Here is a 16454-nt window from a genome sequence, read left to right as displayed (position 1 = left end):
ACGTGGACACCGCGGAGGGCGGCGTCCGACGGTCGGACCGCGTGGTTCCGGTCCCGTCCCGTGCAGTACCGGTGGGAGGCGCGTCGGTGCGCCGTTCCCACCGGTACCAAACCTACTACTCGGACTGGAGGTCTTCTGCGAGAGCGATGAGCGTCCGGACCATCACGCCCGTCGCACCCTTGCCCAACCAGGCGTACCCGCCGCCCTTGTTCTCCGACGGACCCGCGATGTCGAGGTGCGCCCAGGGGACACCCTCGCCGGCGAAGCGCTCGAGGAACTTGCCCGCGAGCAGCATGCCGCCGGCCGGGTTGCCGACCGTGGCGTTGACGATGTCGGCGACGTCGCTGGACAGCCGGGCCTCGAGCTCCTCGGGCAGCGGCATCGGCCAGATCGGCTCCGCGACGCCCTCGGCGACGGCACGGACCTTCGCGACGAGGTCGTCGCTGCCCATCAGGCCGGTGGTGCGGTCGCCGAGCGCGACGACCTGGGCACCGGTCAGCGTGGCGACGTCGACGAGCGCGTCGGGCTGCTCGAGCGACGCGGCGGCCATCCCGTCGCCGAGCACGAGGCGGCCCTCGGCGTCGGTGTTCGTGACCTCGACCGTGGTGCCGTTCTTCAGCGTCAGGACGTCGCCCGGGCGGGTCGCGGTGCCGGAGGGCATGTTCTCGGCGAGGGCGAGCCACGCGGTCACGCGCACGTTCAGCCCCAGGCGGGCGGCGGCGACGGTCGCGGCGAGCACCGTGGCGGCACCGGTCATGTCGGTCTTCATGCCGAGCATCGACGCCGCGGGCTTGAGCGAGAGGCCGCCCGAGTCGAAGGTGATGCCCTTGCCCACGAGGGCGAGGTGCTTCGTGGCGGTCTCCGGCGCGTACCGGACGACGACCAGGCGCGGGGGACGCGCCGAACCGCGGCCGACACCGAGGATGCCGCCGAAGCCCTGCTCCTCGAGCGCCTGCTCGTCGAGGACCTCGACGGTGAGCGGCAGGTCCGAGGCGAACCCGGTCGCGACGTCGGCGACGTCCTGCGGCCCGAGGTCGCCCGCGGCGGTGTTCACGAGGTCGCGCACGAGCGACGCGGCGTCGGCGACGATCGCGGGGCGCACGGCGGCGTCGGCTGCGACGTCGGCGGGGGCGACGACCTCGATGCGCTGGTCACCGCGGGCCGGGGCCTTGGTGCCGGTGCCCTTGTGCCGGGTGAAGGCGTACGCGCCGAGCGCCGCGCCCTCGAGGGCGGCGTCGACGAGCTCGGCCGAGTCGGTGGGCAGGGCGAGCGTGATCGAGTCGACCCGGGGGAGCTGTCGCACGGCGCTGCCGGCCGCAGCGCGGATCGCCGCGGCACCCGTGGCGGAGCCGAGGCCGATGAGCGCGACCGACTTCGCACCGACGCCGGCGGCGGGCAGGCGGACGAGCTGGTCCTTCGCGCCGGTGACCCCGATCGCGGCGAGGTCGAGGCCGGCGAGGGCATCGAGCGTGCCGAGGGCGGTGGGAGCGAGCACAGCGGTGCTGTCGGCCTCGCCGGACGGGCCCGGGCGGACCCCGACGACGAGCACGTCGGCGGTGGTGGTCTCGGGGGGTGAACTGGTGGTGGAGAGCGTCGGTCGGACCATGCTCCAACCCTACCGACGGCCTGTTCGCTGTCGGCGTGGTCGTCGCGCACCGGGGACGTCGGAGGCCCCGCCTAGCATGGGGACGGTGAACCACCCCGAGGAGCTCTACACGTTCGACGCGGACGCCCCGACCGTGCCAGCAGGGTTGCACCTGATCGCCGGGTTGACCGGCTTCGCCGATGCCGGATCGGCCGTCGCGCAGGTGACGAACTCGATCCTCGAGGACCTCGACACCGAACTCGTCGCCGAGTTCGACCCGGACGTGCTGCTCGACTGGCGGGCCCGTCGGCCGGTCATCACCTTCGAACACGACCACATCAGCGCCGTCGAGCCGCCCCGTCTGGCGCTGCACCTGGTGCGCGACGAGATCGGCCAGCCGTTCCTGTTCCTGTCGGGCTACGAGCCGGACTTCCAGTGGAACCGCTTCGTCCGCGCCGTCACCGGGCTCGCCGCCGACCTGCAGGTCGCCGACACCACGTGGGTGCAGTCCATCCCGATGCCGGTCCCGCACACCCGTCCGATCAGCCTGACCGTCTCCGGCACCCGGGCCGACCTCGTCGAGCAGATGAGCATCTGGAAGCCCGAGACCCAGGCGCCGGCGAACGTCCTGCACCTGGTCGAGCACCGCCTCGCCGAGACGGGTGCCCAGGTCACCGGGCTCGTGCTGCTCGTGCCGCACTACCTGTCCGACACCGAGTTCCCCGACGCCGCAGTCGCAGCCCTGTCCGGCATCGCCGCCGCGACCGGGCTCATCTTCCCGACCGACGCCCTGCGCGAGTCGGGTCGCGAGTTCCTCACCCGCGTCGAGGAGCAGGTGGCCGGCAACCCCGAGCTGCAGCGCCTGGTCTCCGTGCTCGAGGAGCGGCACGACACGTACATGGAGGGCAACCCCGTCGCGTCGCCGCTCACGGGCGTGGACGGCGAGGTGCCGACCGCCGACGCGATCGCGGCCGAGCTCGAGCGCTTCCTCGCCGACCGGCGCACCCAGGGCGACGCGACCGACTGACCGTCGCGGGATCCGGACGTGCCCACAGGGCGGCCTGGAGGCCCGTGGCGGCCCCGCACCGCGCCTCCAGGCCGTCCTCCGGTCGCCCGCACGACGTGACGCACCTCGACGACGCTCGTCGCGTATCGACGCGGGGACGCGTCGGTAGCCTGGTCCGGTGAACTCCCGTCGTGCCTTCCTGATCTGGGGCGTCGCGGTCCTCGCGTACGTCCTCGCCGTGGTGCAGCGGTCCTCGCTCGGGGTGTCCGGCGTCGACGCGCAGGACCGGTTCGCCGTCTCCGCCGCGGTCCTGTCCACCCTCGCCGTGGTGCAGATCGCCGTCTACGCGGGGCTGCAGATCCCGGTGGGGATCGCCCTCGACCGGGTGGGCCCGCGCCGGCTGGTGCTCCTCGGCGCCGCGCTGCTGGTCGTCGGACAGGCGATCGTCGCCGTGTCCCCGTCGATCGGGCCGGCCATCGCGGGGCGGGTGCTCGTCGGTGCCGGTGACGCGATGACCTTCATCTCGGTGATCCGCCTGGTTCCGATGTGGTTCAGCGGCCGGATCCTGCCGCAGATCTCGCAGTGGACGGGCAACCTCGGGCAGATCGGCCAGATCCTGTCGGCGTTCCCCTTCGCGGTGCTCCTGCACACGGTGGGCTGGACCCCGGCGTTCGGCGTCGCGGCCGCGGCCAGCGCTGTCGGCCTGGTGCTCGCCGCGGTCTTCGTGCGGAACGGTCCCGTGCCGGTGCGGACGGACACGATCCCGCTGCCGCACTCGTGGGGTGCCGCCTTCAGCACCTTCGGGCACGCGCTCCGGCGCCCGGGCACGCAGCTCGGGTTCTGGTCGCACTACGTCACCCAGTCCTCGGGCACGGTGTTCTCGCTGCTGTGGGGCGTGCCGATGCTCCGGGGGCTCGGGTACTCCCCGGGTGAGGCTGCCGGGTTCCTCACGATCATCGTGGTCGTCGGGTTCGTCGCCGGTCCGGTGCTCGGCGTGCTCTGCGCGCGGTTCCCGATGCGCCGGTCGAACCTGGTGCTCGGCGTGGTCGTCCTGCTCGCGGTGCTCTGGACGGCGATCCTGCTCTGGCCCGGGCACCCGCCGACGTGGTTGCTCGTGCTGCTCGTCGTCGCGATGGGGATCGGCGGGCCCGGTTCCCTGATCGGCTTCGACTTCGCCCGGACCTTCAACCCGGTCGGATCGCTCGGCTCGGCGAACGGCGTGGTGAACGTCGGCGGCTTCCTGGCGGCCTTCGTGATGATGTACCTGATCGGCGTCGTCCTCGACGTCGCTGCGCGGGCTTCGGGCACCGAGGTGTTCGCCTGGGAGAACTTCCGGATCGCCCTCACGGTGCAGTACGTCGTGGTCGGTTTCGGCGTCGGGATGCTGCTGCACGCCCGCCGTCGGACCCGCCGGGTGCTGCACTCGGAAGAGGGAATACGCGTCGGGCCACTCTGGGTTGCACTCGTTGCACGCCTGCGGAAGCGGCACGTGCAATAATGATCACGGACCCGTTCGGGACCCCTGTCTGTCGGAACACTTCGGTGCGCCGGTGAACTCGGGGGACTTGACATGGGTCCTAGTGCTGCCCGGAACGGTAGGACTCGTACGACGCGGGGGACTGCGGCGCGGGACCTGGGCGGCGAGGGAGGCCACGACCCCACGAACGTGGCACGACGAGAGAGGTGATCGCATGGCTGCCCGGAGCACGACGATCGATCCCACGAAGGACACCGAGCCCGAGGGCGCTGTGGCAGAGGACGCCACGGACACCGAGGGCACCGCAGCGCCGAAGAAGCGCGCCACGAAGGCCCCCGCCAAGAAGGCGCCCGCCAAGAAGGCGGCGCCCAAGGCGAAGAAGACCGACGCCGTCGACGAGGCGATCGCCTCCGACGAGCCCGTCGAGGAGCCGACCGACGAGGCCGACGACACCGACGACAAGACGGCCAAGCCGGACGCCGCTGCCGCGGTCGCCGCCGGTGCGCTCGTCATCTCGCAGACCGACGACGACGAGGCGCCGGTCTACTCGACGACCATCACTGGTGCCACCGCCGACCCGGTGAAGGACTACCTGAAGCAGATCGGCAAGGTCGCCCTGCTCAACGCCGAGCAGGAGGTCGAGCTCGCGATGCGCATCGAGGCCGGCCTGTTCGCCGAGGACAAGCTGCAGCACGCGACGGGGCTCTCGAAGCCCGCCGAGCGTGAACTGCGCTGGGTCGCCCGTGACGGTCAGCGTGCGAAGTCGCACCTGCTCGGTGCGAACCTCCGCCTGGTCGTCTCGCTCGCGAAGCGCTACACCGGTCGTGGCATGCAGTTCCTGGACCTCATCCAGGAGGGCAACCTGGGCCTGATCCGTGCGGTCGAGAAGTTCGACTACACCAAGGGCTTCAAGTTCTCGACCTACGCGACGTGGTGGATCCGTCAGGCCATCACCCGCGCCATGGCCGACCAGGCCCGCACCATCCGCATCCCGGTGCACATGGTCGAGGTCATCAACAAGCTCGCCCGCGTCCAGCGGCAGATGCTGCAGGACCTCGGTCGCGAACCCACTCCGGAAGAGCTCGCCCGCGAGCTCGACATGACCCCGGAGAAGGTCGTCGAGGTCCAGAAGTACGGCCGCGAGCCGATCTCGCTGCACACGCCCCTGGGCGAGGACGGCGACTCGGAGTTCGGTGACCTCATCGAGGACACCGAGGCGGTCGTGCCGGCCGACGCGGTGGGCTTCACGATGCTGCAGAAACAGCTCGAGAGCCTGCTCGACTCCCTGTCCGAGCGCGAGGCGGGCGTGATCCGCATGCGCTTCGGCCTCGGTGACGGCCAGCCGAAGACCCTCGACCAGATCGGTGACACGTTCGGCGTGACGCGTGAGCGCATCCGTCAGATCGAGTCCAAGACGATGGCGAAGCTCCGCCACCCGTCGCGGTCGCAGTCGCTGCGCGACTACCTCGAGTAAGCCGGCATGCGCTTCTTCATCCCGATCCTGATCGGGCGGATCCTCCGTGCCCTCGCTCGTGCGCGGGGCGGCGGGTCCGCCTACCCGGGGTTCATCGTCCTGAAGCTCGTGCCGGACTTCCTGCAGCACGTGACGAAGCAGTTCCCGAACGGCGTCGTCTTCGTGCTCGGCTCGAACGGCAAGTCGACGACCACGCACATGATCTCCGACATCGTGCGGGCCCACGGGCTGCGGGTCTTCACGAACCCGTCCGGCGCGAACCTGCCGCAGGGCATCGCGTCGGCCCTGCTGTCCGAGGTCTCGCTGACCGGTCGCCTGAAGGCGGACATCGGCATCCTCGAGGTCGACGAGGCCTTCGCGGTCGAGCTCGCCGGGATCCTGTCGCCCTCGACGGTGACGATGCTCAACGTGCAGGTCGACCAGCTGTACCGGTTCTTCGAGACCGAGCGCGTGGCGACGATGATGCTCGACACCGCCGCACTGTCGAGGGCGAACGTCATCACGAACCACGACGACCAGTTCCTCGACGGCTACTCCGGTACCCCCGGGCAGCGCGTGCTGCGGTTCGGTGCGAGCGACGAGGTCATCGCCGCAGCCCCGAACGGTCTGCAGAACGCCGACTCGTTCGACGCCGGTGACCGTGCCCAGCACACCGCCGACGCCGAGGTCGTGGCCCACACGGGCGACGGCGCGACGATCCGCTTCGACGGCGCCGAGATCCCGGTCCGGCTGCCCGCACGCGGCCTGCACTACGCGGTCGACGCCGCTGCGGCCACCGCCACGGCGAGTGCGGCCCTCGGCGCGCAGTTCCGCGCCGATGCCGTGACCAAGGCCTTCGGCACGATGAAGCCGGCGTACGGCCGCGGAGAGCGACTGCCCATCGCGGGCGAGTCCGCCGAGTTCACGATGTTCAAGAACGCCGCGAGCCTCCAGCTCAACCTCGACGCCCTGCCGGACCAGCCCGAACAGGTCCTCATGGCGATCGACGAGGGCACGCCCGACATCTCCTGGATCTACGACATCGACTTCTCGAAGCTCGACCACGTGGACGTCGTCTCCGGTGACAAGGCGTGGCAGATCGCGATCGCGCTCGAGCACGCCGGTGTCCGCATCGGCCGGGTCGAGCCCGACGTCGAAGCGGCCATCAAGCACATGGAGCAGCTCGGCTCGACGACCCGCGGGACGAAGAACTTCATCGTCAACTACGAGATCATGATGATCGCCCGCAAGGCCCTCGGCCACCCGGACATGGAGAAGACCGCATGACGGCCGATCGGCTGACGATCCTGCACGTCTACCCCCGGCAGATGGGCGTCTCGGGCGACCGTGGCAACGTCGCGGCGCTGGTCCGCCGTGCGGCCGCCGCGGACATCGAGACCCAGGTCCTCGAGTACGCGCCCGGTGACGACCTGCCGACCACGGCGGACGTCGTCGTCATCGGCAACGGTCCGCTCAGCGCGATGCGTTCCCTGGGCGACGACGTCACACGCATCGGTGGCGCGCTCCGCGCGTTCGCGACCGACGGTGTGCCGGTGCTCGCCGTCGGCGGTGGGTTCGACCTCGCGACGAACGAGGTCGTGCCGACCGAGGGTGCGCCGGTCGCCGGCTTCGGCGTGTTCGACGCCCGAGCCGTCCGTGGTGCCGAACGTCGCGTGAACTACTTCGTCCTCGAGACCCGGTACCCGCTGCTCCCCGGAGCACCGAAGCGTCTCGCCGGCTTCGAGGACCACGCAACCCGCATCGAGCTCGCAGCCGGGGCCACCCCCTTCGCCGACGTCGTCTCCGGCGGCGGCAACCAGGCCGGCTCCCCGGTCGAGGGCGCGATCGTCGGGAACTCCTTCGGCACGCACACCCAGGGTCCGGTCCTGCCGCTCAACCCGCAGCTGACCGACGGTGTCCTCGCCGCAGCGACCGCGCGCCTCGGCCGCGAGTACGCACCGGACGCCGAGCGCACGGCGACCATCGACCGCTACGCACGCGAAGCGCGCGCCACGGTCGACCGCTACGTCGACAAGGCGTTCAAGCGCATCGCCTGACGCACGAAGACGAAGGCCGGGTCCCGAGGGGGCCCGGCCTTCGTCGTCTCCGCGCGTTCTGAACGGGGCTGCAGACGGACAGGAGGCGCGGTGCCAGCTGGCACCGCGCCTCCTGTCCGTCTGTCGGTCGCGACTACTTCGACTCGTAGAGTCGGCTGCTCTCGTCGTGCCACTCGATGGCGGTCGCCGCGAGCTTGTCCTTGAACTCGGCGCCGTGGTGGGCGCAGAAGTAGAGCTCGCCGCTCGACATGGTGGCTCGGATGTAGGCCTGCGCCCCGCAGCTGTCGCAACGGTCGGCGGCGGTCAGCTGGTGGTTGCTGACTTCGTCGATGGAGGGGTCCTGCACGGTCTGGGTCATTGCTGTGCTCCTCACGGATCGCAGGTGGTGCCGGGTGGTTGCACCATTTCAACACGTGATGCCTGAGAGCGACGCATTGTCGGGGCCTGTTTCGCTCAGCGCGGATCGCTTGGCCCCAGTGCGAGTGTCCACACGGTGCTGTCGGTGCCGCTCGGTAAACTCCGACGGTGAGCTCCGACTACTCCGCACGCCATCTCTCCGTCCTCGAAGGGCTCGAGGCGGTCCGGAAGCGGCCGGGCATGTACATCGGCTCGACGGACTCCCGGGGCCTCATGCACTGCCTGTGGGAGATCATCGACAACTCGGTCGACGAAGCACTCGCGGGACACGGTGACGAGATCGGTGTCGTGCTGCACGCCGATGGCTCGGTCGAGGTCCGGGACACCGCCCGCGGCATCCCCGTCGACGTCGAACCGAAGACCGGCCTCACCGGCGTCGAGGTCGTGTTCACCAAGCTGCACGCCGGCGGCAAGTTCGGCTCGGGGTCGTACGCGGCCTCGGGCGGCCTGCACGGGGTCGGCGCCTCGGTCGTGAACGCGCTGTCAGAGCGCCTCGACGTCGAGGTCGACCGGGGCGGCAAGACCTACGCCATGTCGTTCCACCGCGGCGAGCCCGGCATCTTCGACGACAGCAAGGGCATCGGCCCGGATGCGCCGTTCGCGCCCTTCACCTCCGGCAGCGAACTGCGTGTGGTGGGCAAGGTCAAGAAGGGCGTCACCGGCTCCCGGATCCGGTACTGGGCGGACCGCCAGATCTTCACCGCCGACGCCCGGTTCAGCACCGATGACCTGGTCACCCGTGCACGCCAGACCGCGTTCCTCGTGCCCGGGCTCGGCATCACCATCACCGACGAGCGCGCGGCGTCGATCGAGGCTGCTGCTGCCCGGGCCGAGGCGACGGGCACCACCGTGGCCGCCGGGCCGGTGGTCGAGCGCTTCCGGTACGAGGGCGGGATCGGCGAATTCGTCGAGCACCTCGCCGTCGACAGCCCCCTCACCGACGTCTGGCGCGTGCAGGGGACCGGTACCTTCACCGAGACCGTGCCGATGCTCGACGACAAGGGCCACATGGTCTCAACCTCGGTCGAGCGCGAGTGCGAGGTCGACCTGGCGCTCCGCTGGGGCAGTGGCTACGAGACGGTGTTCCGCAGCTTCGTCAACATCATCGCGACGCCGAAGGGCGGCACGCACCAGGCCGGGTTCGAGTCGGGGGTCGTCAAGGCCGTCCGTGCCCAGGTCGAGGCGAACGCCCGCAAGCTCAAGGTCGGGCAGGACAAGCTCGACAAGGACGACGTGCTCGCCGGCATGACCGCCGTGCTGACCGTGCGGTTGCCCGAGCCGCAGTTCGAAGGACAGACGAAGGAGATCCTCGGCACCCCGGCGGTCCGCAAGATCGTCGACCAGGTCGTGTCGAAGCGCATCACCGAGATCCTCACCTCGACGCAGCGCACCGAGAAGGCACAGTCGGCCGCCCTGCTCGAGAAGGTCGTGTCCGAGATGAAGACCCGCATCTCGGCGCGGGCACACAAGGAGACGCAGCGCCGCAAGAACGCGCTCGAGAACTCCTCGCTGCCGACGAAGCTCGCCGACTGCCGCTCGCAGGAGACCGAGGGCACCGAGCTCTTCATCGTCGAGGGTGACTCGGCGCTGGGCACCGCGAAGCTCGCCCGCAACAGCGAGTACCAGGCGCTGCTGCCGATCCGCGGCAAGATCCTGAACGTGCAGAAGGCGTCCGTGTCGGACATGCTCTCGAACGTCGAGTGCGCGTCGATCATCCAGGTCATCGGCGCCGGTTCGGGCCGCACGTTCGACATCGACCAGGCCCGCTACGGCAAGATCATCATCATGTCGGACGCCGACGTTGACGGCGCCCACATCCGCACGCTGCTGCTGACGCTGTTCTTCCGGTACATGCGGCCGATGATCGAACAGGGCCGGGTCTTCGCCGCCGTGCCGCCGCTGCACCGGGTCGTCGTGGTGAACCGCGGCAAGCCGAACGACACGCTCTACACGTACTCCGAACAGGAGCTGCAGACGGTGCTGAAGAAGCTCGAGAAGACGGGCAAGAAGTACCAGGAGCCGATCCAGCGGTACAAGGGCCTCGGCGAGATGGACGCCGACCAGCTGGCGGAGACCACGATGGACCGCGCGCACCGCACCCTGCGCCGGGTGAACGTGACCCATGCCGAGGGCGCCGCGAAGGTCTTCGAGCTGCTCATGGGCAACGACGTCGCGCCGCGCAAGGAGTTCATCCTGGCCGGCGAGGGCCTGGACCGCGACCGCATCGACGCGTAGCGCGTCTTCACGCCCGGGCCGCGCAGCGGCCTGGCGTGCTCACGCGCTGGGCGACAGTCCACGCGGCCGCCGGTCCGTGAGGTGTCGCTCAGCGCGAAACCGCGCCGCGTCCGCGACACGGCGATGGCGGACGGGAGGCCCGTGGCGGGGCCGCCCCGCGCCTCCAGGCCGGTGCGCCCTGCGTGCTCACGCGCTGGGCGACACCTCACGGGTGTCGCAGGGTGTGAGGTGTCGCCAGGCGCGAAAGGTGGCGCGCGCCAGCGGACGCCAGCGCGCGCCAGCGCGCGCCTACGCCTCGCCGGCGGTGCCGTCGAGCGTCGCGGCGCTGCCGCCGATCGAGCCGATGACGGCCTCGAGCGGGGCACCCGACCCGTCGCGCTTCGACAGCCAGTCGGGCAGGGTCCGCGCGGCGCCGTCCGTGCCGACGGCGTGCGGCGGCGCGATGCCCGCCCAGCCCACGGTGAGCCCGTCCTCGCCCTTCAGGAACGCGTGCGCACGGACACCCTGGGTGGCACGGCCCTTCGCCGGGAACTCCGACAGGGCGGAGACCTTGGCGCGGCCGGCGTCCGTGCCGGGCAGGGCGGTCGAGGTGGTGGACACCGTGGCGACCACGGCGTCGTCGGAGCGTGCGACCGAGCCGAACCAGATCACCGAGGCGCCGTCGGCGAGGGCCATGCCGGCCACACCACCGGCGGGCAGCCCCTGCGCCCGGACGACCGACGCCGGGAACCGCAGCAGCTGCGCGTTCGAGCTGATGAACACGAGGTCGTCGGACTCCGGGGCCTGGGCAGCGCCGACCACGTGGTCGCCGGGCTTCAGGCCGATGGCGACGAACTCGGGCTTGTCCGGCCAGGCACCGGGGACGACGCGCTTCACGACGCCGTGTGCGGTGCCGATCGCCAGCGAGTCCGAGGACGCGCCGGACAGGTCGACGATCGCCACGACCGTCTCGCCCTTGGTGAGCGCCAGGAAGTCGGTGACCCGGACGCCGGCGTCGAGCCGGACCGCGGCGGGCGGTACGGCGGGGACGTCGACGGGGGAGAGCCGGAGGACACGACCGGTCGAGGTGATCGCGCCGATCTGCCCCCGCACCGTGCTCACCACGGCGGAGCGGACGGCGTCGTGCTTCGAGCGCTTCGGCACGCGGACGATGCCGAGCTCCGACGTCGGGATGTCGACGCGGATGAGCCGTCCGGTGGTGGAGAGGAGCACGCGGCAGGGGGAGTCGGCGATCTGCAGGGACTCCGGGTCGACCGCGGCCTTCCGACCGCCCTTCACCGGGGCGTCGGCCTCGGTGAGCAGGGTGCGGCGCGGGGTCGCGAACTTGTCGGACACCTCGGTGAGCTCGAGGGCGACCTGCACGCGGAGCCGTTCGTCGGACGCCAGCAGTTCTTCGAGCGCGGCGATGTCCGCGAGCAGCTGGTCGCGCTCGGCCTCGAGCTCCATTCGCGAGAACTTCGTCAGGCGGCGCAGGCGCAGCTCGAGGATGTACTCGGCCTGCACCTCGGACAGGTCGAAGACGTCGCGCAGGCGGTTGCGCGCCGCCTCGGAGTCGTCGGAGGTGCGGATGACCTGGATGACCTCGTCGATGTCGAGGATCGCGATGAGCAGGCCCTCGACCAGGTGCAGCCGTTCCTTGCGTCGTGCCAGCCGGTACTGCGACCGGCGGGTGACGACGTCGAGCCGGTGCTGCACGTAGACGTCGAGCAGCTCGCGGAGCCCGAGGGTGCGCGGTGACCCGCCGACCAGCGCGACGTTGTTGATGCCGAAGCCGTCCTCGAGCGGGGTGTGCTTGTAGAGCTGCTCGAGCACGGCGGTGGGGTTGAAGCCGCTCTTGATGCCGATGACGAGCCGGAGCCCGTGGTTGCGGTCGGTCAGGTCGTTGACGTCCGAGATGCCGACGAGCTTCTTGGACTGGACGCCGTCCTTGATCTTCTCGATGACGCGTTCGGGGCCGACCAGGTACGGCAGCTCGGTGACGACGAGTCCCACCTTGCGCGGGGTGAGGTTCTCGACGCTCACCTTGGCGCGGGTGCGGAACGAACCACGGCCGGTGGCGTAGGCGTCGCGGACCCCGGAGAGCCCGACGATCGTGCCGCCGGACGGCAGGTCGGGGCCGGGCACGAACTCCATGAGCTCTTCGAGGCTGGCCTGCGGGTTCATGAGCAGGTGCTTCGCGGCCTCGACGACTTCGCCGAGGTTGTGCGGCGCCATGTTCGTCGCCATGCCGACCGCGATGCCGGAGGCGCCGTTGACGAGCAGGTTCGGGAACGCCGCCGGCAGCACGCCCGGCTGCATGATCTGGTTGTCGTAGTTCGGGACGAAGTCGACGACGTCCTCGCCCAGGCCCTCGGTCATCGCCATCGACGGTTCGGCGAGCCGCGCCTCGGTGTACCGGGCGGCCGCGGGGCCGTCGTCGAGCGAGCCGAAGTTGCCGTGGCCGTCGACGAGCGGCACGCGCATCGTGAACGGCTGGGCCATGCGGACCAGCGCGTCGTAGATCGCGCCGTCGCCGTGCGGGTGCAGCTTGCCCATCACCTCGCCGGTGACGCGAGCGCTCTTGACGTGTCCGCGGTCGGGCCGCAGCCCCATCTCGGCCATCTGGTACAGGATGCGACGCTGCACCGGTTTCAGGCCGTCGCGGGCGTCGGGCAGTGCCCGCGAGTAGATGACGGAGTACGCGTACTCGAGGAAGGAGCCCTGCATCTCCTCGGAGACGTCGACGTCCTCGATGCGCTCACCGTCGGGCAGGCCGACTACGTCCGTGCGTGCCATGGCACCTTTCTGGAGAACCGGAGTCGTCTGGGAGACTCGTGGGATGGGAACAAGCGTACCGACGGCCCCCGACGCCGTCGCGAACCTCGCCGACGTCTTCCCGAGTTGCCTCGTGGCGCTCGGCGCTGCGGACGACGCGTGGTTGCGGAACGACGGCCTGGAGGCCCGGATCACCCTCCGCCCCGCCCGCTCGGCGATCGTCGTGCTGGTCGACGGCCTCGGTTCCGCCGCGCTGGCGGCGCGCGCCGGGCACGCCCGCTGGCTGACCGGCGCGAAGGGCACCGGCACCGCGAAGAAGCTCCGGAGCGGGTTCCCGACGACGACCGCGGCGGCGCTGAGCACCCTGACCACGGGCCGGTCGCCCGGCACCCACGGCGTCGTCGGGTACAGCGGCTGGAACCCGGACACCGGTGCCGTGATGAACCTGCTCGGCGGCTGGGACACCGAGGTGCCCGCCGACTGGTTCCTGACGCAGACCCTGTTCACCCGGGCCGCGGAACTCGGACTCGAGCCGGTCGTCGTCGGGCCGGACCGGTACCGCTCGTCCGGGATGACCGCGAACGTGCTCGGCGGCGCCCGGTACGTGTCGGCGGACACCATCCCGCAGCGTGTCGACGCCGCACTGGCCGAGACCGCCACCGGCCGCTCGCTCGTCTACCTGTACGTGCCGGAGCTCGACTCGATCGGGCACAAGTACGGCTGGCAGTCCGACCGGTGGACGGCCGCCCTCGAGCTGCTCGACGGGGAACTCGCCCGCCTCGATGCGCGGACCGCCGACGACGTGGGGGTCCTGGTGACGGCGGACCACGGTGTGCTCGACGTGCCGGACCACGCGAACATCGCCATCGACCCGCTGCTGCTCACCGACGTCGTCGGCGTCGCGGGTGACCCGCGCTGCCGCCAGCTCACCGTCGCACCCGGTACCGACGTCCGAGCCCTCGTCGGCGCGTTCCGGGCCCGCTACGGCAAGAAGGCCTCCGTCGCCAGCCGTGCCGAGGCGATCGAGGCCGGGTGGTTCGGGCGGGTGTCCGACGAGGTGCTGCCGCGCATCGGCGACGTGCTCGTCGTGGCACGCGGCTCGTGGGCGTTCAACGACGACCGTGCCCTGCGCGAGGACGAGACGCCGAAGCGCATGATCGGCCAGCACGGGGCGATGACCGACGAGGAGACGATCGTGCCGCTCCGGCTCGCCGGCGCGTTCGCCCACTGAGGACGCCAGTGCTCACGAGGGGCAGCGCCGACGGCCGGTGAGCATGCCGATCAGGCGGGGTCGTCGTCCGGGCGGGTGCCGAAGACGATCTCGTCCCAGCTCGGCATCGAGCGGCGGTTGCGCTTCTTGCGTTCGCCACGGCTCTCGGGCTCCGGCGCCGATGCAGGACGGGCGTCGGCGGACTGCGGTGCGGTGTCGTGCGCACCGCTGTCCTCGAAGCCCTGCAGCGGGATGTCGACGACGCTGATGGAGGTACCGCGGGCGGATTCGTCGCGCTGCTCGCCGAACGACGCTGCTTCGCGCTCACCGCGGCGGCGGCGGAGCGCCTCGAGCAGGTCGGCGGTCTCGTTGCCGGGAGCACGCTCTTCCACGGCGGCCTGGCCGATGCGGGGCAGCGGTGCACGGAGCGGCGCGTGCTGGGACAGCTCGGGCTCGGCGGCCGGCTGCTCCGGCTCGTCGACGCGGAAGGCGCCGGAGTCGAAGCGGGTGCCGTCGTCGTCCTGCTGCTCGAACTCGACCGCACGCAGGCGTGGGGCGATGCCCTCGTCGTCGGTGTGCGAGAGCCGGTGCGCGTCACCGTTGTCCGGCACGAGGGTCGAGGTCTTGGGGTCGAAGTGCCACTGGGCGTCGTGCTCGACCTCGCCCGCGGTGTAGCGGACGCGGACCTGCCAACCGCTCTCCGGGTGCTTCCAGGAGCCCCAGGTGATCGCGGTGGCCTCGCCGGCCTCGAGCTTCGCGGTGATCGCGGGGCCGAAGGTGTCGGGGGCCTCGTCGTCGACCGGGGTGACCGGCACGCGGTGCGAGGCGTCGAGGATGAAGGCGCGCTCGGCGAGGACCGGGCCCTCGAAGCGGCGGACGTACTCGACGTCGACGTCGAGCGCGGCGGCCACGTCGGCGGCGTCGGCGCCACCACGGATGCGCGCCTGGACGTCCTTGGGGGAGACCCGCTTCTGCGGACCGGCGTCGGGGTTCGCCTGGCGCACCTGGCCTGCCAGCGACGACGTGACGGGCAACCGGAACTCGGTGCCGCCGTCGGTCGCCAGGAGGAGTGCGCCGGACTCGACTCCGATGACTCTCACGTCTTGCATGGTTCCGCCTTCCCAGCGTCGCGTACGGTCCTGCTGTCGTACCCCGTGAGTATGCAGGGACGACGGGCGGTTTCCGGGGAGGCGCACGGGCGTGCCGCGGACATCCGCACGGCCGATCCCGGGCGGGCGGCGCTCCGGCAACGGGTGTCGGGAATGTCCGGTTCCGGTCATGGGTTGCACAGCCAGCACGACCCGCCGCAGCACTCGGTTTGCGCTCTGGCGGGGCGTGGTGCAAACTGTCGCCGCCGATCACCCGGCGACGACCTCTCGATACGAGAAATGGATGGGCATGGCCACCGATTACGACGCCCCCCGGAAGACCGACGACAACTCTGACTCAGAGTCGATCGAGGCCCTCAAGGAGCGCGTTCCCGACAAGATGTCGGGGGTCGTCGACGATGATTCCGACAACCCCGGCAGCTTCGAACTCGCCGGGCAGGACCTCAGCGACGTCGACCTCGACGTCGTGGTGCTGCCCCCGCAGGTCGATGAGTTCACCTGCGTCGAGTGCTTCCTCGTGAAGCACCGCTCCCAGCTCGACCACGAGTCGAAGCTCGGACCGGTCTGCGCGGAGTGCGCTTCGCTCTAGCGAGCACAGCCGCGTCGCTCTCGACGCAACGATCAGCGAAGGCCCCGCATCCTCCAGGGATGCGGGGCCTTCGTCGTGTGCTGCGAGGCGGGGCCGAGCCGCGCCTCCAGGCCGTGGGCCGTGGTCCGTCAGGACCGCAGCGCCTCGACGACCTTGCCCGGGTGCCGGACGCTGACCAGCCAGTAGGGCGTCGGGTCCGCGTCGTCGCGCACCTCGACCTTGACGACCCCGCGGACGTAGCCGCGGAAGAGGGTCCAGGCGCGGGCGTCGAGTGCCGGCCCGCGCTGCTCGGTGGCCGCTGCGCCCTCGAACGCCTCGGTCGTGCCGACGAGCGTTCGGGGGAGGTGTGCCTTGCCCGCGCGGAAGTCGGTGTCGGTGACCTCGATGGTGGGTGCGAGTGCCCACAGGAGGACCAGGACCCCGAGCTCCATCCCGATCGCCACGAGGACGCCGGCCAGGACGCTGATGGGGAGGAAGACGAGCAGGGTGGCGGGGATGACGAGCGCCGTCGCCAGGTAGAGGGCGGGCGGGGCCCAGAGTCGTTCGCGGTACAGGGTCACGG

13 protein-coding genes are annotated in these 16454 nt (G+C 71.1%); 8 read left to right on the top strand and 5 right to left on the bottom strand.

Features of this window, described 5'->3' with window-relative positions; genetic code table 11:
* Nucleotides 1–115 precede the first annotated feature (115 nt).
* Nucleotides 116–1606, bottom strand: coding sequence for a leucyl aminopeptidase (locus tag BIU91_RS01930; protein WP_071403958.1), 1491 nt, complete (start codon nucleotides 1604–1606; stop codon nucleotides 116–118).
* Nucleotides 1607–1682: 76 nt separating this feature from the next.
* Between BIU91_RS01930 and BIU91_RS01925 the strand changes: the two genes are divergently transcribed.
* From BIU91_RS01925 to BIU91_RS01905, 5 genes are all read left to right on the top strand, one after another.
* Entirely contained in the window at nucleotides 1683–2612 is a 930-nt protein-coding gene (locus BIU91_RS01925) for a PAC2 family protein (protein WP_071403957.1), read from the top strand.
* 157 nt (nucleotides 2613–2769) lie between these two features.
* Nucleotides 2770–4089 (top strand): MFS transporter, encoded by a 1320-nt coding sequence (locus BIU91_RS01920; RefSeq protein WP_071403956.1) that lies wholly within the window; start codon nucleotides 2770–2772, stop codon nucleotides 4087–4089.
* A gap of 193 nt (nucleotides 4090–4282) precedes the next feature.
* Nucleotides 4283–5542 carry an RNA polymerase sigma factor gene (locus BIU91_RS01915; protein WP_027465462.1) on the top strand — a complete coding sequence of 420 codons (1260 nt, stop codon included), beginning with the start codon at nucleotides 4283–4285 and terminating at the stop codon, nucleotides 5540–5542.
* 6 nt (nucleotides 5543–5548) lie between these two features.
* Nucleotides 5549–6808, top strand: a complete 1260-nt coding sequence (locus BIU91_RS01910; RefSeq protein ID WP_071403955.1) for a MurT ligase domain-containing protein — start codon at nucleotides 5549–5551, stop codon at nucleotides 6806–6808.
* Nucleotides 6805–7578, top strand: a complete 774-nt coding sequence (locus BIU91_RS01905) for a type 1 glutamine amidotransferase (RefSeq protein WP_071403954.1) — start codon at nucleotides 6805–6807, stop codon at nucleotides 7576–7578. Before BIU91_RS01910 ends, BIU91_RS01905 begins: the two co-directional genes overlap by 4 nt.
* Before the next feature lie 133 nt (nucleotides 7579–7711).
* On the opposite strand, the gene BIU91_RS01900 is transcribed toward BIU91_RS01905, so the two are convergent.
* Nucleotides 7712–7936, bottom strand: coding sequence for a hypothetical protein (locus tag BIU91_RS01900; RefSeq protein ID WP_017886093.1), 225 nt, complete (start codon nucleotides 7934–7936; stop codon nucleotides 7712–7714).
* 167 nt (nucleotides 7937–8103) lie between these two features.
* On the opposite strand from BIU91_RS01900, the gene BIU91_RS01895 reads away from it, so the two are divergent.
* Nucleotides 8104–10230 carry a DNA topoisomerase IV subunit B gene (locus tag BIU91_RS01895; protein WP_071403953.1) on the top strand — a complete coding sequence of 709 codons (2127 nt, stop codon included), beginning with the start codon at nucleotides 8104–8106 and terminating at the stop codon, nucleotides 10228–10230.
* A gap of 288 nt (nucleotides 10231–10518) precedes the next feature.
* Here the strand turns inward: BIU91_RS01895 and BIU91_RS01890 are convergent, their stop codons facing one another.
* Nucleotides 10519–13005, bottom strand: a complete 2487-nt coding sequence (locus BIU91_RS01890; protein WP_071403952.1) for a DNA topoisomerase (ATP-hydrolyzing) — start codon at nucleotides 13003–13005, stop codon at nucleotides 10519–10521.
* Between the two features lie 43 nt (nucleotides 13006–13048).
* On the opposite strand from BIU91_RS01890, the gene BIU91_RS01885 reads away from it, so the two are divergent.
* The gene (locus BIU91_RS01885) at nucleotides 13049–14215 is read left to right on the top strand and encodes a nucleotide pyrophosphatase/phosphodiesterase family protein (RefSeq protein WP_071403951.1); all 1167 of its coding nucleotides are present in this window, start codon (nucleotides 13049–13051) and stop codon (nucleotides 14213–14215) included.
* 50 nt (nucleotides 14216–14265) lie between these two features.
* On the opposite strand, the gene sepH is transcribed toward BIU91_RS01885, so the two are convergent.
* On the bottom strand, nucleotides 14266–15294 hold the full coding sequence (gene sepH / locus BIU91_RS01880; RefSeq protein WP_171907751.1) for a septation protein SepH: 1029 nt from the start codon (nucleotides 15292–15294) through the stop codon (nucleotides 14266–14268).
* Nucleotides 15295–15592: 298 nt separating this feature from the next.
* On the opposite strand from sepH, the gene BIU91_RS01875 reads away from it, so the two are divergent.
* Nucleotides 15593–15892: a DUF4193 domain-containing protein gene (locus BIU91_RS01875; protein WP_017886098.1), complete on the top strand. Its 300-nt coding sequence runs from the start codon at nucleotides 15593–15595 to the stop codon at nucleotides 15890–15892.
* A 128-nt stretch (nucleotides 15893–16020) separates the two neighbouring features.
* On the opposite strand, the gene BIU91_RS01870 is transcribed toward BIU91_RS01875, so the two are convergent.
* Nucleotides 16021–16452, bottom strand: a complete 432-nt coding sequence (locus tag BIU91_RS01870; protein WP_071403949.1) for a DUF3093 domain-containing protein — start codon at nucleotides 16450–16452, stop codon at nucleotides 16021–16023.
* Nucleotides 16453–16454 lie beyond the last annotated feature (2 nt).

The organism is Curtobacterium sp. MMLR14_002 (assembly GCF_001864975.1).
GTDB lineage: Bacteria > Actinomycetota > Actinomycetes > Actinomycetales > Microbacteriaceae > Curtobacterium > Curtobacterium flaccumfaciens.
The sequence above is the reverse complement of the archived record's forward strand: the minus strand, read 5'-3'. Positions and strand labels throughout refer to the sequence as shown.